This window comes from Curtobacterium sp. BH-2-1-1 (assembly GCF_001806325.1).
In the GTDB taxonomy this organism is placed as follows: Bacteria; Actinomycetota; Actinomycetes; order Actinomycetales; family Microbacteriaceae; genus Curtobacterium.
In genome coordinates this window covers 2,089,301-2,109,078 of the sequence record NZ_CP017580.1, presented here as the reverse complement: position 1 = coordinate 2,109,078, position 19,778 = coordinate 2,089,301, and the positions used below count along the sequence as shown (strand labels likewise).

Genomic DNA, 19,778 nt, shown 5'->3' with positions numbered 1-19,778 from the left:
CCACGGGACGGGAGGCGCGGTGCGGGCCCGCACCGCGCCTCCCGTCCGTCAGATCGCGGCTACGCGAGCGGGGCGACCGCCACGGGCGCGCCGAGCAGGCGCACGGCGACGGCCTCGCCGGCCGCACGACGGTCGCCGACCTCGTGCTGCACCGTCACGACGGTGTCGTCGTCGAGCCGGACCGTGGTGCGCCGGATCGACCCGAGGAAGCTCGAGGCCACGACCGTGCCGGTGACGCCCTCCGAGGCGAAGGCGACGTCCTCCGGGCGGACGTAGGCGAGCACCGGGCCGTCCGGCACCGAGGCGTCGAGGGCCGGGACGCTGAACCCGTAGACGAACACGTCGCCCCCACGCAGGTCCCCGCGGAGCCGGTTCGACTGCCCGACGAAGTCCGCCGTGAACGCCGAGGACGGGGACCGGTAGAGCTCCTCGGGTGTGCCGATCTGCTCGATGTCGCCGGCGTTCATCACCGCGATGCGGTCCGAGACGGCGAGCGCCTCCTCCTGGTCGTGGGTGACGAACACGGTCGTGATGCCGAGGTCGCTCTGGATGCGGCGGATCTCGTCGCGCAGGGAGACCCGCACCTTGGCGTCGAGCGCGGACAGCGGCTCGTCGAGCAGGAGCACACGGGGCCGGGTGACCAGGGCCCGGGCGAGGGCGACGCGCTGCTGCTGGCCGCCGGAGAGCTGGTGCGGGTAGCGGTCGGCGAACTCGGCGAGGTGCACCATGTCGAGCGCGTCGATGACCTGCTCGCGGCGCGCGGCGGCGGGGACCCGGCGCATCTCCAGGCCGAACGCGACGTTCTGCCGCACGGTCATGTGCGGGAACAGCGAGTACTGCTGGAACACCATGCCGATGTCCCGTTTGTCCACCGGGGTGCCCGCGACGTCGACGCCGTCGATGCGGATGGAGCCGGCGTCGATGGCCTCGAGGCCGGCGAGCGCCCGGAGCGCGGTCGTCTTGCCGCAGCCCGAGGGCCCGAGCAGCGACACGAACTCGCCGGGTTCGATGCGGAGCGACAGGCCGGCGAGGGCACGGTGCGCGCCGTAGTGCTTCTCGACGCCGTGCAGTTCGACGGTCGCGCCGTCGGTGGCGAGCGATGCCGGGGCGGCGGGGGCGGTGACGGTCATGCGGACTCCTTCGGGGCACGGCGACGGCGGGAGCCGACCCGGCCGATGACGACGAGCAGCACGAATCCGAAGACGAGTGCGCCCAGCGAGAAGATCGCGGCGACGTAGGGGTCGGTCGACTGCACGAGCAGGAGCGCCGTCTGGAACGTCGTGCGGGAGAGGAACGAGGCGAGGGTGTACTCGCCGAGGACGACCGTGATGGTCAGGAAGCAGGCGGCGGTGATGCCGCGGCGGAGGTTCGGCAGGAGCACCCGCCACGTGACGGTCCACCACGACGCGCCGAGCGACCGGGCGGCCTCGGAGAGCACGGCCATGTCCATCGCGGTGATGGCCGCGGCGATCGGTCGGAACGCGAAGGGGAGCGAGACGATGCCGATCGCGAACGACAGGGTCCACGCGCCCGAGCCGAAGACCTGGGCGACGACCTGGTACACGGGGATGAACCCGACGACGAGGACGACCACGGGGACGGTGATCGGCACGATGCACACGAACTCGAGGACCCGACGGAGCCGCGGGTACCGCAGGGCCGTGATGATCTGGGCCGGCAGCAGGACGAGCAGCACGATCCCCACGGTGATGAGCGCGATGAGCAGGGATGCCCCGAGACCGTCGAACACCGGCTGGTAGGTCGCGGCGTTCACCGGGTCGACGAGTGCGCCGTAGTGCGCGAGCGTCAGGCTGCCGTCCGTCCCCTGGCGGAAGGTGAACTGCGCGAGGGCGACGAGCGGGACGGCGAACACGAGGCCGACCACGACGAGCACGATCGCGGCGGTGACCCGTGACGGGGCCGCGCCGAAGCGGCCGGGGCGAGCCGCGCCTCCTGGCCGACGACGAGACGACGGGCGCGACGGGCGCGACGGGCGCGACTCACCCGACCCACGCGACGGACGCACCGGGGCGGCCGCGCTCATCGCTGCCACCTCGATGCCCGACGCTGCAGCAGCGAGTACGCGCCCATCACGATCGCCATCACGACGACCATGCCGAAGGCGAGCACACCGGCGACGTTCTGCAGTCCGATGATCGTCTCGCTCGTGAGCTGCGTGCGGATGGTGAGCGGCACGATCCCGCCCTGGGAGATCAGGGCCGCCGCGGTGGCGAACGACGAGAACCCGTTCGCGAAGAGGAGCAGCAGCGATCCCCAGAACGCCGGCGCGAGCACGGGCAGGCCGATGCGGCGCCAGTACGTCGCGCGGGAGGCGCCGAGGGTGGCGGCGGCTTCACCCCACTGGGTCTTGACGCCCTCGAGTGCGGGCATGAACGTGAGGACCATCAGCGGCACCTGGAAGTAGACGTAGGGGATGACGAGCCCGGGGACCGTGTAGAGGAAGGTGCCCTCGGCGTTGAGGTCGATGTGGAAGACGGACACCAACCACGTCGTGACGAGGCCCTGCGCGCCGATCGTGGCGATGAACGCGAACGCGAGCATGACGCCGCCGAACTGGGCGAGGACGCTCGCGGCGGAGTCGATCACGGACCGGACGAGCCCGTCGGGCCGGAGTGCGGCGAGCGCCCAGCACACGATCGCCCCGACGACGGCACCGATCACGGCGGACACGGCCGACAGGGCGAACGAGCCGCCGAAGGCACGGATGACCGACGGGTCGGCGAACGCGGCGAGGTTGGCGAACGTGAACGCGCCGTCGCTCGTGAAGAAGCCGCTGCCGATCGCGACCACCGCGGGGACGGCCAGGAACAGCAGGACGTAGGCGGCGAACGGGGTGAGGCCGAGCCACGCGATGCCGCCGCGGCGCCGGACACGGGGTCCGGCGACGCGGCGGGCGGTGGCATCGGCCGGCTGCTCGCTCGTGACGAGCGTCGCCCCGGCGACCGGTGCCGATGCGGTCGTGCCCGCCGCGGGGGCGGGCACACCCGGTGCCGATGCGGTGGTCATGCTGCTCAGGAGCCCATCGTCGAGGCCCACTTCGCCGACAGCACCTTCGCCGCGGCGGTGACCTGCTCGTCGGTCAGCTCGACGTAGTCCTTCGGCGCGCCACCGGCGGCGTCGAGGGCGTCCTGGTCGACCTTGCCCGACTTCTCGAGCGCGGCGAGGGTGGACGGGAAGGCGCCGGCCTGGAGGTACAGGTTCTGCACGTCCGGGCTGGCGATGTACTCCTGCCAGAGGCGCGCCGCCGCGGGGTGCGGGGCGTCCTTGTTGATCGCCTGCGAGTAGTACGAGCCGAGGGCCTGGCCCTCGGGGACGACGGTCTTCCAGTTCTTGTTCCCGCTCGCGCCGGCCGCCGGGCCCCACGCCAGGTTGTTGTAGGACCACTGGATCACGACGGGTGTCTCACCCGAGGCGACGGTCGCCTGCGACGGCAGCACGTTCTGGAAGTTGCCCGCCTGCTTCAGCTTGCCGAAGTAGTCGACGCCCTTCGTGATGTCGTCGGCCGAGCCGCCGTTCTCGAGCGCCGCGAGGTACACCGCCGACGCGGCCTGGTTCGCCTGGGTCGGGTCGCCCGCGATCGAGACCTTGCCCTTGTACTCGGAGCCGAGCAGGTCGTCCAGGTCCTTCGGGGCGTCCGTGATCTTCGACGAGTCGTAGCCGATGGACATCAGGCCCGTGTAGTCGCGGGTCCAGGCGCCGTCCTCGTCCTTGAGGTCCGAGGGGATGTCGCTCCAGTTCGCGACCTTGTAGTCGGTCAGGAGGTCGAGGTTCTGCTGCAGCACGGCGTTGCCGAGGTCGAGCACGTCCGGTGCCGTCGACTGGCCCTTCTGCGACTTCACCGCGGCGACCTCGTCGGCGCTCGAGCCGTTCGGGTTCGCGGAGGTGATCTTGATGCCGTACTTCTTGGTGAAGCCGTCGATGATCTTGCCGTAGTTGGCCCATGACGGCGGCAGCGCGATGACGTTGAGCTGCCCCTCCGCCTTGGCGGCCTTCACGAGGGCGTCCATGCCACCGGCGGACTCGGCGCTCGTGGCGGTCTTCCAGTCGGTGTCGTCCTTGGTCGTGCTGGCGGAGCTCGTGGCCGAACAGCCGGCGAGGGTGACGATGGCGGCGGCGGCCAGGGCGATGCCGGCGAGGGTGCGCTTGTGCTGCACGGGGTGTGCCTTTCGGGTGCTGTGGTGCGTCGGGGTGGACCGGGGTCCGGGTCCTGGACGATCGTGGACGCGTCCGGTTTCCGGCCAGTGCTGCGGCGGTGAACGGCGGCGGAACAGCGGGTTCGCCTGTACGGTTTCGCTTGTCGGCACAGGCGCCGGCACCGGCGTCGGCCCGCATCGGGCCGGCCCGTCCAGCCCGGTTCAATCCAGGAGGCACGGATGCAGTTCACGACGACCGTCCTGCAGGCGCGGAAGACGGCCACCGGCCTGCCTGTCCCGTCCGACGTCGTCGACGCGCTGGGCGCGGGGCGCCGCCCGCCCGTGGTCGTCACCCTGAACGGCGCCTACACGTACCGGTCGTCGATCGGCGTGATGAACGAGCAGTCCCTCGTCCCGCTGTCGGCGGAGCACCGTGCCGCCTCCGGGGTCGCGGCCGGCGACACCGTCGAGGTCACGATCGAGGTCGACACGCTGCCCCGCGTCGTCGACCTGCCGGAGGACCTCGCGTCGGCGCTGCAGGAGGCCGGGGTCCGTGCGGCCTTCGACACGCTGTCGAACTCGCGGCAGCGGGCCCTCGCCGACCCGGTCGTGCAGGCGAAGTCCCCGGAGACCCGTGCGCGTCGGATCGACAAAGCCGTCGAGTCCCTGCGCGGGTAGGCGCCGGGGCGTACCTGACCGTTTCGGGCGTACCTGGTCGGAAGTTTCGGGCAGGTACGCCCGGAAACACCATGCATCGCGGACGCTCTGGGAAAGAACGAGCGGCGTTGGACACTGAGCCGACTCACCGCATCGGCGTCGTCGCGGGGTGTCGAGCGCTCCGCACCGGTCGGACCGCACACGGGAGGCCGGCGGCACGGAACCGGAGTGCCAGCGCGTCGAGGTCGAACAGCTCGCGCCACTCGACGCGGAGCACCGTGCGGACGCCCGGCACCGTGAGCAGGCGGGCGTGCCGACGTTTCTCGTCGATGAACACCTCGGTCTGGTCGCGACCGCCGAGGTACCGCTCCTGCGTGTACTTCGCGCGTCCGTCGATCTCGACGATCACCCCTTCGTCCGGGAACCAGAAGTCGACGGCGGACCGACGACCACCGATCACGAACTCCTGCTGCAGCACGGGCACGGGGAGCCCGAGCTCGCGGAAGACCACTCGCGCGAGAGACTCCGCCGGGGAACCCGACCGTCCGTCTGCGAGCTCGACGACCTGCGCAGCCCGTGCCCGTCCCCGAGCGCTCGGGTGCAGCGCCCGCCACAGGTCGTCGCGTCGGATGCCGCGGCGCAACGCTGAATCGGCGACGACGACTCCGGTCCGCAGGTCGTCCGTCATCGCGATGTCGATGACGGTTCGTGGAATCGTGGTGATCGCGAGGTCGCCCGCTCGGGTCCGTTCGGTGTCGGACACCGGCCGGGTGTGCAGGACCAGTTCGGCGGTCCGGGCGCGGTACATCGACTCCGGCACGGTCGCGTGGACCGGGATGCTCCACCCGCCGAGCGACGGCAGCCCGTGCACTGCGGCCGCGGATGCGTGCGAGGCGGTTGCCCGGCCGCCGAGTCGACCGAGCCGCGCGTACACGCGGGTGACGTACCGCTGCCGGGGCCCCGCTGCGTCCCACGCCGCCCCGTCGACGAAGGCGTTCGGCCCCGCGCGGACGAGACGACCGGGGCCGTGCAGCCGTGTCCGGCGGCGGAGGGTGCTGGCGTCGAGGCCGGCTTCGCGCGTGGTGGAGGCCCGCAGGATGGGCAGCGGTTCGTTCATGGACGAGACGATGCCGGCCAGCCACGCGCAAAGCGGTCCGATCTCGTCAACTGTTGACGCGCCTCCAGACCCACGCTGTTGTGGAGGACCAACGTTCTTTCCCAGGACGGGCGCGATCCCTGACGAAATCGGGCGTACCTGGGCAGATCTTTCGACCAGGTACGCCCGATTCGACCGCCTACGCCCGGAACGACCACGCCAACCCGCAGCACGGCGCCGGACGGAACGCACCCGTGTCCCGTCCGGCGCCGCGGTCCTTCGCGCGCGAGCCCGCTGCCTCAGGCCCGACGCACCCGGAGGGTCACGATCTCGAAGGGCCGGAGTGTGAGCACGACCGGCTCCCCCGACTCCCACGAGTCCCCCAGCGGGCGTTCCAGCAGGTCCACCGCCGCCACCCCGGCGACGTCGAACCCGAAGTCGACGCCGACGTCGGCCGCGCGACCGCCCGACGCCTCGTAGAGCCGCACGACGACGTCACCGGAGCGGTCCTCGGCGAGCTTCACCGCCTCGACGAACACCTGCGGCGACGACACCGTGACGAGCGGGTCGACCGTGGTCGTCCCCTCCACCGTGCGCACCGGCAGGTTGAGCCGGTACCCGGCATCGGCGGCGTCGAGCACCGAGGCACCCACCCGCAGCACCGTCCGGAACACGTGGTGCCCCTGGTCGGCGTGCGGGTCCGGGAACGTCGGTGCCCGCAGCAGCGACTCCCGGACGAGCGTCGTGGTGCCGCCGTCGGCCCGGGTGCTCCGGGTGATGTCGTGTCCGTAGGTGGAGTCGTTCGCGACGGCGACGCCGAACCCGGGCTCGGCGACGTGCACCCAGCGGTGGGCGCTCGTCTCGAAGCGGGCCATGTCCCACGAGGTGTTCTGGTGGGTCGGCCGGTCGATGTGGCCGAACTGGATCTCGCTCGACGCCGACGCCGCACGGACGTCGAGGGGGAACGCGAGCTTGAGGAGCTTCTGGCGCTCGTGCCAGTCGACCTCGGTCACGATCGTCAGCTCGGACTGCCCGGCGACGGCGGAGTACCGGGTGGTGATCGACGACGACCCGAAGGACCGCTGGACGACGAGTTCGTCGCCGGACACCTCGACCGAGGACGCCTCCAGCACCGTGCCGCTGCGCTGGTAGGCGCGGTCGATGTCCCACGCCTCCCACTGGTTCGGGGTGTCGCGGAACACGGTGTACTCCGCGGCGGCCGCACCCGGGGCGACGGCGTCGCGTCCGGACGCGTGGTCGACGAGCGACACGACGTGACCGGCCGCGTCGATGGTCGCCGTGACGACGCCGGTGTCGAACACGAAGCGGTCGCCGTTCCGGACGGGAGGCACGGCTCGCGGTTCGTCGCCCAGCGAACCACCCAGGGCGGTTGCGTCTCCCGCCGCGACCGGCGAGGCGTTGAAGCGCACGACGTTCCCGGTCGAGCCGCTGCCGCCGGCGGCGTCCGCCCCCGACGGGGCGTCCAGCAGGGCACTCCCACCGCCGGCCCGGGCGGTGGACGACGCACCGACCCCGGCGAGCGCCGCGGCACCGCCGTTCGCGAGCGCCGTCGTGGCGTTGCCGATCAGGCCTTCGAGCACACGAGCGACCTCGGCGTAGTTCGCCTCGGCGTTCTCGTAGACCCAGGCGATCGAGGAGCCGGGCAGGATGTCGTGGAACTGCTGCAGGAGCACGGTGTGCCAGGCCTGCTCGAGCTCCTCGTACGGGTAGTCGAGCCCGAGTCGCACGGCAGCGGTGGACGCCCAGAGCTCGGCCTCGCGGAGCAGGTGCTCGGAGCGCCGGTTGCCCTGCTTCGTGCGGATCTGGGACGTGTACGTGCCGCGGTGGAATTCGAGGTACATCTCGCCCGACCACACCGCCGGCGTCGGCAGTGCGGCCTCGATCTCCTCGAAGACCTGCGCCGGGGTGCCGAGGTCGACCCGCGGGGACCCGTCCAGGTCGTGCTGACGTCGGGCGGCGGCGACCATCTCGCGGGTGGGTCCACCGCCGCCGTCGCCGAAGCCGTAGAGCAGCATCGAGGTGTTCGCGACGCCGCGCTCCTTGTTCTGCCGTTCGCCGCGGTGCAGGTCGGCGGGTGAGACGTCCGAGTTGTAGGTGTCCGCCGGGGGCAGGTGCGTGAGGACTCGGGAGCCGTCGATGCCCTCCCAGTGGAACGAGGTGTGCGGGATGACGTTCGTCTCGTTCCACGAGGGCTTCTGCGTGACGAACCACTTCGAGCCGGCGGCGCGGACGATCTGCGGCAGGGCTCCGGAGTACCCGAACGAGTCCGGGAGCCACGCCTCGGGGGTGTCGATCCCGAACTCCTCGAGGAAGAACCGCTTGCCGGCGACGAACTGCCGCGCGAGGGCCTCACCGCCGGGGAGGTTCGTGTCCGACTCGACCCACATGCCGCCGACCGGGATCCACCGGCCCTCGGCGACCCGTTGCTTGATGCGGGCCCAGATCGACGGGTAGCCGTCCCGGATCCAGGCGTACTGCTGCGCGGAGGAGCAGGCGAACGTGAAGTCGGGGTCGCGGTCCATCAGGTCGAGCACGTTCGAGAAGGTGCGGGCGCACTTCCGGACGGTCTCGCGCACCGGCCAGAGCCACGCCGAGTCGATGTGCGCGTGGCCGACGGCGATCGCCCGGTGCGCGGCGGCGCTGGCCGGCACGGCGAGGACGGGCGCGAGGACCGCTCGTGCGTCGGCGGCCGTCCCGGCGACGTCGTCCGGGTCGAGGGCGTCGGCGGCGCGTTCGAGCACGCGCAGGACGTCCGCGCCGCGGGTGCCGTCGGTGGGCAGCTCGGCCATCAGGCCGCGGAGGACCCAGAAGTCCTGCTGGAGCTCCCACACGGTGTCGTCCCGCTCGACGATCTCGAGCGCCTTCACCTTGTAGATCGGCGTCGTCCCGGCCGTGGAGCGCGACCCGAGCGGGGTCGCCCCCTGGAACGAGTCGCCGCCGATGTCCGGGTTCGCCGCGGCCTCGACGTAGAGCTCGAAGGACTCACCGGGACCGACCTCGAGCGGGACGGTGTCGTTCTTCGGCTCGATGCCCTTGACGGTCGTGCCGTCCGGCCGCCACGCGAGTCCCTCGGCCTGGAACCCGGGGTGGCGCTTCGTGAAGCCGAGGTCGACCCGGAGCTCCGACGTGGTGCCCGGCGCCGTCCCGAAGTCCTCCGGCACGGTGCCGCGGATCCGGAACCAGGTGGTCCCCCACGGTCGGCCGCCCCAGGAGCCGCCCACCGTGAACGGCTCGTAGTCGGCCGCGACCGCGACGTCGAACGGGACCGGCTCGTCCGGCACGGTCCAGGCGGCGATCTCCACCGGTGCGGACCGGCGCAGGACGGCGGGGTCGATGCGGTCCCGGACGAGCCGGGCGATGCGGGCTTCGACGAGGGGTTCGTCGTGGTGCATGGAGGTGGTTCCTTTCCAGCAGGGACGGGTGTCAGCCCTTGATGCCGCCGGCGAGGGCGTTGCCGCCGCCGAGGCCCCGGGACACGAGCACGTAGAGGGCGATGACGGGCACGGAGTACACGATCGAGAACGCGGCGAGCTGCCCGTACGCCACCGCCCCGTTCTGCCCGAAGAAGTTGAAGATGCTCACCGCGGCGGGCACCTTGTCGGGCGAGAGGAGCAGGACGAAGGGGACGAAGAAGTTCCCCCAGGCCTGGATGAACACGAAGATGAACACCACGGCGATCCCCGGGCGCATGAGCGGGATCACGATGCGGGTCAGGGTCGTCATCATCGAGGCGCCGTCGGTCCACGCCGCTTCCTCGAGTGACACCGGGACCGAGTCCATGAAGTTCTTCGCCATCCAGATCGCCATCGGCAGCGAGGTGGCGGCGAGGAAGAAGATGCAGCCCCACACGTTGTCGATGAGGTTGAGCGACACGAACAGCGCGTAGACCGGCACCATCATGGCGGTGATCGGCAGGCCGGTGCCGAACAGGATGCTGTACAGGAACGGCTTGTTGACCCGCATCTTGTAGCGGGACAGCGGGTAGGCGGCGAGCAGCGCGAACACCACGGTGACGACCGCCGTGCCGCCGGAGAGCAGCAGGCTGTTCGCGAGCGGGATGAACGACAGCTCCGGCGTGAGCACCTTCGTGAAGTTGTCGAGCGTGAACTGCGTCGGCATCTTCACGGACAGCGACGCCTGGGTGTCGACCGACGCGAGGACGAGCCAGAGCAGCGGGACCGCGAAGCACACCGCGATGACGAGCAGCACGACGTTCGACACCCAGCGCATGGTCCGACCCCGCGGGGAGGTCATGTGCAGCGAGCCCGGTGCGGTCACCGAACGGGTGGTGGTCTGGTCGAGGGACGGGGCAGTGATGGCCATCAGTCCACCTCCGGCTTCAGTGCCTTGATGTAGATGATCGAGAAGACCGCGCCGACCACGAGGAGGATCGTCGCGATCGCCGTCCCGAAGCCGAGCTGCGAGAACTTGAACGCCTCTTGGTAGGCGAGGATCGGCAGCGTCGACGAGTTGGTCCCGGGACCGCCGCCGGTCATGACGAAGATCAGCGTGAAGACCGACAGCGTCTGCAGCGTCGTCAGCATGAGGTTCGTCGAGATCGACCGGCGGATGACCGGCAGGGTGATGTAGACGAGGCGCTGCCAGCCGGCGGCTCCGTCCACCTCGGCGGACTCGGTGATCTCCTCGGGGACCTCCTGCACGGCGGCGGAGTAGACGAGCATCGAGAAGGCCGTACCGCGCCAGATGTTCGCCAGGATGACGGCGAGCATCGGGTACGTGTAGAGCCAGTTCGGGCCGCTTATCCCGATCGACCGCAGGAACTCGTTGAGCGTGCCCTCGTCGTTGAAGAACGCGTACGCGGCGAACGAGGCGACGATCTCGGGCAGGACCCACGCGGCGACGACGAACGTGCCCACGATCGCGCGGACGGCCTTGTTCGCCGAGCGCATGAGCAGGGCGAGCCCGAGCCCGAGCACGTTCTGGCCCACGACCGCGGACGCGAGCAGGAACACGATGGTGAGGATGACGGACTTCGGGAAGTCCGGGTCCTGGAACAGCTCGACGTAGTTCTGGAAGCCGACGAACTGCTGGTCGGCGGCGCCGACCCCGGTCAGCGCCGAGTTGGTGAACGACCCGTAGAACGACGAGATGACGGGGCCGAGCAGGAAGATGACGAGGAGGACGACGGCGGGGAGGAGCGGGACCGCTCGTCCCACGTTCCGCAGCGGCTTCCGCTTGCGCGGGACCGGCGGATCGGTGCGCTTCGGCGCACCGGGCGCCGACAGCGTCGGCGCGAGGGGGGTGCTGGACACGGTGGTTGCCTTCCGGGTGCGGAGAGGGGTTCCGAAGGTGGGTGGGGTCGGACGGGAGGCGCGGCGCACGACGCGAGCCGCGCCTCCAGTCCGTCAGGTGGTCACCGCAGCGATCAGCCGGAGACCGTGTTCTCCTTGCCGACCACCTGTTCGACGGCCTTGTCGTAGGCGGCGGCCGCCTGCTTCGGCGTCTGCTGCCCCGTCATCACCGCCTCCATCGCGACCTGGATCGCGTTGGACACCTGCGAGTAGTCACTCGTCGCCGGGCGGAAGTTGGTGTGCTCGACGAGCCCGGAGAAGAACTTGAACGTGGGGTTCGCGTCCGTGTAGGCGGTGTCCTCGGCGACGTCCTTGCGGACGGCGATCTGGCTGTTCTCGCTGTCGTACTTGAGCGACCCGTCCTTGTCGAGGAACTTCGTGATGAAGTCGAACGCGGCCTGGGGGTTCTTCGAGTTCTTGCCGACCGCGAGGGTCCAGCCACCGGACATCGAGTTGTAGCCGGGCTCCTGGCCGTTCTGGGTCGGCATCGGCGCCTGGCCCATCACGTCGTTCCACTCTGCCCACGGAGCCGTGCCGGACTTCAGCCACGTGCCGGACTGCCAGGACCCGTCGAGGTCGATGGCGAGCTTGCCCTGCGGGAGCCACGTCTGGGCGATGGTCGTCCCGACGTTCGTGTCGAGCGCCTGCTGCGGCGTGGGTCCGAGGTCACCCTGGTAGACGTCCTTGATGAACTGCAGCGAGTCCTCGAACTGCTTCGAGCCGGTGACCCACTTCTTGTCCTTGTAGAGCGTGTTGCCGGAGCCGTCCGCGCCGTACAGGAGCATCTCGAAGCCCTGCATCGTCGAGGCCTCGCCCTGCGCCTTGCCCGAGTAGATGTTGAACGGGATGATGTCGGGCTTCTTGTCCTTGATCGTCTTCGCGGCCGCGAGCACGTCGTCCCAGGTCTTGGGCTGCCACGGGACGGGCAGGCCGACCTCCTTGAAGATGTCCTTGTTGTACCAGAGGGCCCGGGTGTCGGTGCCCATCGGGACGCCGTAGATCTTGCCGTCGTCGCCCTGCCCGGCCTGCTTCGCGTTGTCGTAGAACTGGCTCCAGTCCTTCCACTTCGCCGTGTACTTGTCGAGCGGCAGGAGGTAGCCCGCCTCGGCGTCGGCCTTGATGAGGAAGGTGTCCTCGTACATGACGTCCGGCGCGGTCGCCGGCGCCTTGTTCATGAGCGCGAGCTTCGTGTAGTAGTCGTTGCCCTGGGCCTGGATGGGGACGAGCGTGACCTTCTTGCCCGGGTTCTCCTTCTCGTACTCCGTCTTGACGACCTTCATCTGGGCGTCGAGCTGCTGGAAGGCACCGAACTTCTGGTACGCGATCTTGATGGTGTCGCTCGAGGCGGAGCCTGAGCTGGAACAACCAGCCAGACCGACCGCGGCGACTGCCACGGCTGCGAGTCCGGCGATGATTCGGGTGCGGCGTTTCATCGGTGCTCCTTTGCACGGGATGTTCGCGGGCTCCGTCACCCGCGCGCAGGATTACTCCACCGTATTGACTTATCCGTGTCAAGAGCTGTGGCGTGTCGATTCGGTCACGCTCCCGGACGGCTCAGACCGGAGTGGCACCGCCCGTGACCGTGATGCCGCCGGTCGCCGGGACGTCGACGAGCAGCACGCTCGGCCGTCCGACGTGGCGTCCCTGCCGGATCACCACGCGGTCGCCGGGCTGCACGGCCCCGATCTCGCGCAGGTACGCGCCGGTCGACGCCGCCGCCGAACCGGTCGCCGGGTCCTCGGTGATCCGGCCGGCCGGGAAGAGGTTGCGCGCCTCGTACTCCAGCGCGTCGGTACGGTGCAGGACCGTGACCGTCCCCGCCCAGCCAGCCTCGCGCTTGAGGGCCGCGAGAGGCTCCGGGGCGAAGCGGAACTGGTGGAACAGCTCGACGTCGGCGAGCACGATCACCGGGTGCCAGTTGCCGGCGAAGGACTCGAGCACCGGGAAGCCCGCCGCGACGTCGTCGACCCTCAGGCCGAGCAGGGCGAACAGGCGGTCGCGGAGGTCGGGGTCGAGCGGCCGGGACGCCGGCTGGACGCTCGTCATCGCGACCTGCACGCTGCCGTCCGGAGCGGTCGTGGCGTCGAGGGCGATCTCCCCCGCGGCGGTCGTGAACACCCGGCGCCCGAGACCCTCGCGCTCGGCGAGCACCACTGCCGTGGCGATCGTGGCGTGGCCGCAGAACGGGACCTCGGCCGCCGGCGAGAAGTACCGCAGGCGCGGGCCCGTGGCGGTCTGCCCGGTGACGAAGGCGGTCTCGGGGTACCCGACCTCCTGCGCGATCGCGAGCATCTCGTCGTCGGAGAGGTCGGCCGCATCGAGCACGATGCCGGCGGGGTTGCCGCCGCCGGGCTCGGCGTCGAAGGCGGTGTACCGGAGGATCTCGTTGTGCACCCTGCGACCGTACCGCCGCGGGCGCGCGGCCCGCGGGCTCGCGGGCCGCGGGCTCGCGGGGCCGCGGGCTCGCGGGGCCGCGGGCTCGCGGGGCCGCGGGCTCGCGGGGCCGCGGGCGCGCGTTCGTGAGCAGGAATGGTCGGGTCCGCACCACGAACCCGACCATTCCTGCTCACCGGATCACTCCGAGGCGGGGATCCCCCGGCGCCGACGGACCACTAGCACGCCCGCACCGGCGGCCAGGAGCAGGAACGCCGCCACGGCCCCACCCCCGAGCCCCTCGGCACCCGTGAACGCCAGCGCGCCGGTCACGGGGTCGATCGTGATCGTGGTCCAGCCCAGCACCGTGCCGTCCTCGGCGGTCACCACGATGCGGTGTTCGCCTGCGGGAGCTTCGGCCGGGATGGTCGCCGTGACCGTGCCGTCCGCCGCGACCGTGGCCGTCCCGAGCAGCGTCGGCGTGGAGAACATCCAGACGTGCACCTGCTGCCCGGCGTACCGGGTGCCGACGGCGATCGTGATGGTCTCGCCGGGGCGCGCCGTGGCCGGGGCGGTGAGCGTGCCGCGGTTCGCCTCGGTCAGGGACGACTCGGACGGTGCGACGGGCGCACCTGAGGGCCATGCGCCCGCTCCGGGGGTGGAGCCACCCGGCGCGGTGTCACCCGGGGCGGGCGTCGACCCGCCACCCGGCGTCGGCGTCGGCGTCGGCGTCGTGCCACCGTCGCCCGGCGTGCCGCCGTCGCCCGGCGTCCCACCGTCGCCCGGCGTCCCACCGTCGCCCGGCGTCGGCGAGTCGCACGGGTAGGTGCCCGTCCGGAGCGAGAACCCGTCCGTGTCGTTGTCGTCGGCGTAGAACGTCGCCCGCGAGCCACCCGTGCAGACACCCGAGATCGCGAAGCCCTCGTTCGCCAGCGTCCGGTCGGCGTTCGACGGCGCCTCGTACACGGTCGTCGCCGCGAAGGCCCCGTCGGCCACCTCGTACAGCGCCGTCCGGCCCGAGCACGCGTCGTCGCAGACCACCCAGAGCGCGTCCAGCGTCGGGTCGAACTGGACGTCCGCGACGACGGAGAACGGCGTCGCGATCGTGGCCACCCGCTGGAAGGCACCGTCGGACATCAGGGCGTACGCGTACACGCTGGCCGTGCCCTCGACGCCGACGAAGAACAGCCCGTCGCCGTGTCCGGTGTAGGTCGCCGGCGTGTACGCGGCGCCGGTGTGCTCGTCCGCGAAGCCGTGCGCGGTGAGCCAGGAGTCCGGGATCCAGGTGACGCCCTCGAGGCCCGCGTTCGCGCCGAGCCCGGGGAAGTCCGCCGCGAGGTTCCACTCGTCGGTGGCGTCGAGCGTCGACTGGGAGCCGTCGGCGGTGGCGAAGCGCAGGACGGCCGGGCGGCTCGTGGAGGACACGTCGTTGTTCCGCTCGGTCGAGACGTAGACCGCGCCGGGGTCGTCGGACGTGACGGTGATGCCCTCGGCATCCGGGGTGCCGGAGCCGTCGGCGTAGTGCAGTTCCGTACCGGCTGCGTTCGAGGGCGCCCATCCGCCCTCGCCGTCGGACACGAGATGGTAGAGCAGCCCGTCCCCGTTCTGCACGGCCCAGAGCCGCCCGGCGGCCGAACCCGACGTCGAACCCGAGGCCGTCCAGTCGATGCCGCTCAGGTCACCGGTGAAGGTGTCCTCGTCGTCGAGCACCCGCTCGTCCGGACCGCCGGGCCACGCCTCGGCGGTGACGACCCCGGCGAACCGGTTCGCGGTGCCCTTGGTCGGCGCCGAGGTCTCCGCGAACGCGCCGGTGCCGTCGGGGTTCCGGCCGTACGTCGTCGCGGCGTGCGCGCTCCACGTGTACGAGTCGACGACGTCGCCACGAGGATCGAAGACCCGCGCCGAGTCCGCCTTGCCCAGCCCGAACCCGAAGTCCTGCTCGTCGAGGACGGTGAAGCCACCCGGTGCGACGGTCGTCCCGTTCGGGATCGTGTACGCGTGCGTGTCGTCGCTGTCCCGGAACACGTACCCGCCGAGGTCGACCGTGGTCGTCCCGACGTTCGTCAGCTCGACCCAGTCGCCCGGGGTCCCACCGTCGGACTCCACCTCGTTGATGCGCACCGGCGAGGAGCAGTCGTTCGCCGCACCCTTCGTCGACGCCGTGGTGTCCACGAGCGCGCCGGTCCCGTCCGGGCAGCGCCCGTACGTCACCGCGGCGTGCGCCGTCCACGAGTACCGCAGCACGAGCTCGCCCGCCGGGTCGTACACCCTGGCGGTGTCGGCGCCGCCGAGCCCGAAGTCGAAGCCGGGAGCGGTCGCCGACACCTGGTCGATGACGAAGTACCCGCCCGCGGCGATGGTCGAACCGGCGGGCAGGACGTACGCCTCGTGCGAGCTGTCGTCGTCGAGGAACGCGTACCCGGACAGGTCGATCGCCGCCGACGAGGTGTTCCGCAGTTCGACCCAGTCGGTGTCGTCGCCGTTCGACTCGACCTCGTTCACGACGAGTCCGTTCGGGCTCGCGGCGCCCACGGACGGGTCGTCGTCACCGACGGCAGCGGAGGCGGGCGACGTCGTCAGCACGCCGGCGGCGACGACGAGGGCGGCGGCGACGGACGCGCCGAGGCGCAGAGCACGGGGATGCATGCAGAGTCCTTCTCAGGAGTTCGGGGGGGACCTGCACGACTGTTCAGCATCCGGGCATCCGGCCGGTGGCGGCGAGGTGAACGACAGGTGTCGCGACCGACACGGGGAACGGCACCGTGTGCCGGACGGGAGGCGCGGGTCGGGCCCGCACCGCGCCTCCCGTCACGGGCTGGTCGCGACCGACCCCCGTCAGCGACGGATGAGGAGGGTGCTCGCCCGCGGCGACAGCGCCGCGTCGAGGACGAGGCAGGCCGCGCCGACCGCGGCCACGTCCGCTCCGCGCCCGCTCTCCGTCACGACGACGGGGTGCTTCGGCACGAGCAGCGGCGAACCGACGATCGCCTCGCGCGCGGCGGGCAGGGCCGCGCTCGCGATCCGCGACCAGAACGGGCCGCCGAACACGACGCGGTCGATGTCGAGCAGGTTGACGATGAGGACGACGGCGTTGCCCATCACCGTCCCCGCCTCGGCCGCGAGTCCGACCGCGACCGGGTCCTCGGCGTCGATCGCCGCGCCGAGGGCGTCCCAGGCACGGTCGACCGCGGCGACGTCCGCGGGTGCGCCGCCGAGCGCGAGCCCCCGGGCCTGCGCGATGTGCACGAGGCGGTCCGGTGCCACCGCCGCTCCGACCTCGCCCCGCGTGCCCTCGCCGTCCGGCGTCCCGGCGAGGGAGCCCTGGTCGACCATGATGTGCCCGGCGTCACCGGCGTTCGACCCGACCCCGCGGACGGGCTCGTGGTCGACGGCGAGGCCCACGCCGAAGCCCGTGCCGAAGTACACGAAGGCGAAGTTCCGCGCGGAGGACTCCCCGGCGAGGAACATCTCCCCCACCACGGCCGCCGTGACGTCCTTCTCGAGGAGGACGGGGTACCCGGTCGCCTCGGCGAGCGCGTCGCGCAGGGGGACGTCGCGCCACCGCGGCAGGAAGGGCGGGTCGAGCACCACGCCGGCGTCGACGTCGATGGGTCCGGGGCTGGCGATGCCGACCCCGAGCACGGCCTCGACGTCGACGCGGGCGCCCGAGACGAGCTCGTCGATCGCGGTCGCGATGGTCCGGACGACCTCGGACGGGTCGTCCGCGGTCGGGGTCGACGTGGTGCTCGACGCGACCACGGTGCCCGCGAGGTCGAGCAGCACGTAGGTCACGACGGCCGGGTCGACGTGCACCCCGACGGCGTAGCGGCTGCCGGCCTCGAGCCGCAGGATCGTGCGGGGCTTGCCGCGACCGGACACGACCGTGCCGGACTCGGCGATCATCCCCGCCTCGATGAGGAACCGCGTGACGTTCGACACGGTCTGCGCGCTGAGGCCCGTACGGGACGCGAGTTCGACGCGGCTCAGCCCGTCCGGCGAGCGGCGCACGGCGTCGAGCACCACCGTCCGGTTGAACCCGCCGATCGACGGGAGGTTCGCCCCGCGCCGATGCTCTGCCATGCCGCGACCATACCGCGCTGTCACCGCTCGGCGAGTACCGCTTCGCGGAGGACCACGGCGAGACGCTCGGAGAACTCGCGCGTGATGTGTTGGCCGTCCTTCCGGATCAGGACGTCGTCCGCGAGGACCGGGCAGCGGCCGTCGACGCAGTACCAGCCGCTCGAATCGACGAAGTCCACGCCCGCCCGGGACTCGGCGACTCGACGCTCGGCAGCGGCTCCGAGCTGGTACGCGTCCGACAGTTCCGAGGTGCACGCGCCCGGGCCGTTCAGCCGCAACGCCGCACACTGCGACGGGTCCCCGCCCTGCGGCACCGCGGCGACGAAGACGACCCGGGCGCCCGAGCCGGCGACGGCGTCGACGAACCGACCGGCGGCGGCTTCCCACTCGCGCGCAGCCTCGGGCAGACTCGGGCGCCCGACGAGCTGCGCGACCCCGTCGTACCCGTGGGTGACGACCACGATGTCCGGCGTCGTCTCGTTGATCTCGTCGATGGCCGCGGCTCGTTGCTCATTGCACCGCCTGCGATCGTCGTCTGACTTCCCGCGCACGGCGATGTCGAGCATCGGACAGCCGCTGGCGGTCAACCCGCGCACGATCGAGTCATGTCCGAAGGCCCCGACAGCCGCGGGCATCAGGGCGACCCCCACGGAGCTCCCCACGACCGTGACCTGTCGGACGGGATCATCCGCCGCGAAGCGACACGACCCGGGATCGCCGATGACAGTCCGGTCGCACGCCTCGTACCCTTGCGGCGGCCCCGGCACCAGTTCGTCCAGCGCCGGGGTGAGTCCGACCGGCCACCGTTCCGACCGGAGACCATTCCCGAGCGCGGCACCGAGGGACCGCGGGGTCCAGGGTTCGGCGACCGCGCTGGCCACCCCGTCGCCGACCCGCTCGGTCTGCGGGGTCGGGGCTGCCGTGAACGTACCCGTCCCGAACGCCACCACCGCGAAAGACGCGACCGAGGCGACGACGCGGACGGTCGCACCGGGTCGGCGTCCGACCCGCATCGCCGGGAGTTCCACCCAGCGGCGTGACAGTCCGCCGAGGACGAGCCCGACGAGGACGGCCGCGCTCCCGGCGACCGCTCGCTGCTCGGGGAAGACGTACGCCGCCGCGACGATCGCCGGGAAGTGCCAGAGGTAGATCGAGTAGGACGCTTCACCGACCCACTGCACCGGGCGCCACCGGAGGACAGAGAGCGGAGGGAGCCCCTGCCCGGAGACGAGCACCACGATCGTTCCCACGACCGCCAGGACCGCGTCGGGGACCGGGACGGCATCCGCACCAGGGGCGGTGAGGGCGGCGACCCCGATGACCCCGAGACCGGACAGGACGCCGCCGACGCGGATGCGGGCCGGCACGCGCTGCGTCCGCGCACCGACTGGGACCGAGAGTGCTCCGAGGGCGGCTCCGGCGGCCAGTTCCCAGAGACGCGATCCCGTGTCGAAGTACGAGGCTGCTGGCGCGGTCGTCCCCGCCGACGCGGCCCAGGCCACGGACGCGACGAGCACGAGCACCGAGGCCGCGACGGCGATGCGTCGCACCGAGACGGCGTCGGGTCGACGGAGCGATCGCCAGAGGACCGCCACGAGCAGCGGGAACACGACGTAGAACTGGAGCTCGACACTGAGCGACCAGAAGTGCTGGAGGGGGGACGTTGAGGACGCCGACGCCCAGTAGTCGGCGTCACGGCCGAGGAACACCCAGTTCACGATGCCGAGCGCGGCCGCTCCCGAATCGCGCAGGACGGACGCGGCGAGCGGCTGGCGGAGCGCGACCACAGCGCCGATCGCCACGACGGCGAGGGTCAGCACCGCTGCCGGGAACAGCCGCCAAAAACGGCGGCGGAGGAAGCCGCCGAGTGCGAAGCGTCCGGTTCGCACTCGTTCGGACACCATCGATCGCGCGAGCAGGTACCCGGAGAGCGCGAAGAACACGTCGACGCCGACCCACCCGCCGATCGGGACGCCGAACGCGTGGACGCCGACGACGAGCAGGACGGCGACTGCCCGCAATGCGGTGAGGTCGTGGCGGATCCGTCGATCGAAGGTCATGATGTTGACATATTACATGTCATAC

Annotated in this window: 14 protein-coding genes; 1 reads left to right on the top strand and 13 read right to left on the bottom strand. The window is 71.5% G+C overall.

Annotated features, from left to right (window positions below):
* Positions 1-59 precede the first annotated feature (59 nt).
* From BJK06_RS10005 to BJK06_RS09990, 4 genes are read right to left on the bottom strand one after another with little or no spacing between them, the layout of a single operon-like run.
* Positions 60-1,130, bottom strand: a complete 1,071-nt coding sequence (locus BJK06_RS10005) for an ABC transporter ATP-binding protein (RefSeq protein WP_070417767.1) — start codon at positions 1,128-1,130, stop codon at positions 60-62.
* Positions 1,127-2,044 (bottom strand): ABC transporter permease, encoded by a 918-nt coding sequence (locus tag BJK06_RS10000; protein ID WP_083295173.1) that lies wholly within the window; start codon positions 2,042-2,044, stop codon positions 1,127-1,129. Before BJK06_RS10000 ends, BJK06_RS10005 begins: the two co-directional genes overlap by 4 nt.
* Entirely contained in the window at positions 2,041-3,027 is a 987-nt protein-coding gene (locus BJK06_RS09995; protein ID WP_070419365.1) for an ABC transporter permease subunit, read from the bottom strand. Before BJK06_RS09995 ends, BJK06_RS10000 begins: the two co-directional genes overlap by 4 nt.
* Positions 3,028-3,032: 5 nt before the next feature.
* Positions 3,033-4,175, bottom strand: a complete 1,143-nt coding sequence (locus tag BJK06_RS09990; RefSeq protein ID WP_070417766.1) for an ABC transporter substrate-binding protein — start codon at positions 4,173-4,175, stop codon at positions 3,033-3,035.
* A gap of 219 nt (positions 4,176-4,394) precedes the next feature.
* On the opposite strand from BJK06_RS09990, the gene BJK06_RS09985 reads away from it, so the two are divergent.
* Positions 4,395-4,832: a YdeI/OmpD-associated family protein gene (locus BJK06_RS09985; RefSeq protein ID WP_070417765.1), complete on the top strand. Its 438-nt coding sequence runs from the start codon at positions 4,395-4,397 to the stop codon at positions 4,830-4,832.
* 124 nt (positions 4,833-4,956) lie between these two features.
* On the opposite strand, the gene BJK06_RS09980 is transcribed toward BJK06_RS09985, so the two are convergent.
* From BJK06_RS09980 to BJK06_RS09940, 9 genes are all read right to left on the bottom strand, one after another.
* Positions 4,957-5,928 (bottom strand): hypothetical protein, encoded by a 972-nt coding sequence (locus tag BJK06_RS09980; RefSeq protein ID WP_070417764.1) that lies wholly within the window; start codon positions 5,926-5,928, stop codon positions 4,957-4,959.
* A gap of 278 nt (positions 5,929-6,206) precedes the next feature.
* The gene (locus BJK06_RS09975) at positions 6,207-9,320 is read right to left on the bottom strand and encodes a glycoside hydrolase family 38 C-terminal domain-containing protein (RefSeq protein WP_070417763.1); all 3,114 of its coding nucleotides are present in this window, start codon (positions 9,318-9,320) and stop codon (positions 6,207-6,209) included.
* Positions 9,321-9,351: 31 nt separating this feature from the next.
* Complete coding sequence (locus tag BJK06_RS09970; RefSeq protein WP_181015180.1) at positions 9,352-10,182, bottom strand: carbohydrate ABC transporter permease; 831 nt, start codon at positions 10,180-10,182, stop codon at positions 9,352-9,354.
* Positions 10,183-10,250: 68 nt separating this feature from the next.
* Positions 10,251-11,201 carry a carbohydrate ABC transporter permease gene (locus BJK06_RS09965; protein ID WP_083295172.1) on the bottom strand — a complete coding sequence of 317 codons (951 nt, stop codon included), beginning with the start codon at positions 11,199-11,201 and terminating at the stop codon, positions 10,251-10,253.
* 113 nt (positions 11,202-11,314) lie between these two features.
* Positions 11,315-12,673, bottom strand: coding sequence for an extracellular solute-binding protein (locus BJK06_RS09960; RefSeq protein WP_070417762.1), 1,359 nt, complete (start codon positions 12,671-12,673; stop codon positions 11,315-11,317).
* Positions 12,674-12,794: 121 nt separating this feature from the next.
* The gene (locus BJK06_RS09955) at positions 12,795-13,634 is read right to left on the bottom strand and encodes a PhzF family phenazine biosynthesis protein (RefSeq protein ID WP_070417761.1); all 840 of its coding nucleotides are present in this window, start codon (positions 13,632-13,634) and stop codon (positions 12,795-12,797) included.
* 180 nt (positions 13,635-13,814) lie between these two features.
* On the bottom strand, positions 13,815-16,259 hold the full coding sequence (locus tag BJK06_RS09950; protein ID WP_070417760.1) for a lamin tail domain-containing protein: 2,445 nt from the start codon (positions 16,257-16,259) through the stop codon (positions 13,815-13,817).
* Between the two features lie 189 nt (positions 16,260-16,448).
* The gene (locus BJK06_RS09945; RefSeq protein WP_070417759.1) at positions 16,449-17,693 is read right to left on the bottom strand and encodes an ROK family transcriptional regulator; all 1,245 of its coding nucleotides are present in this window, start codon (positions 17,691-17,693) and stop codon (positions 16,449-16,451) included.
* Positions 17,694-17,713: 20 nt separating this feature from the next.
* Positions 17,714-19,753, bottom strand: a complete 2,040-nt coding sequence (locus BJK06_RS09940) for an acyltransferase family protein (protein WP_070417758.1) — start codon at positions 19,751-19,753, stop codon at positions 17,714-17,716.
* Positions 19,754-19,778 lie beyond the last annotated feature (25 nt).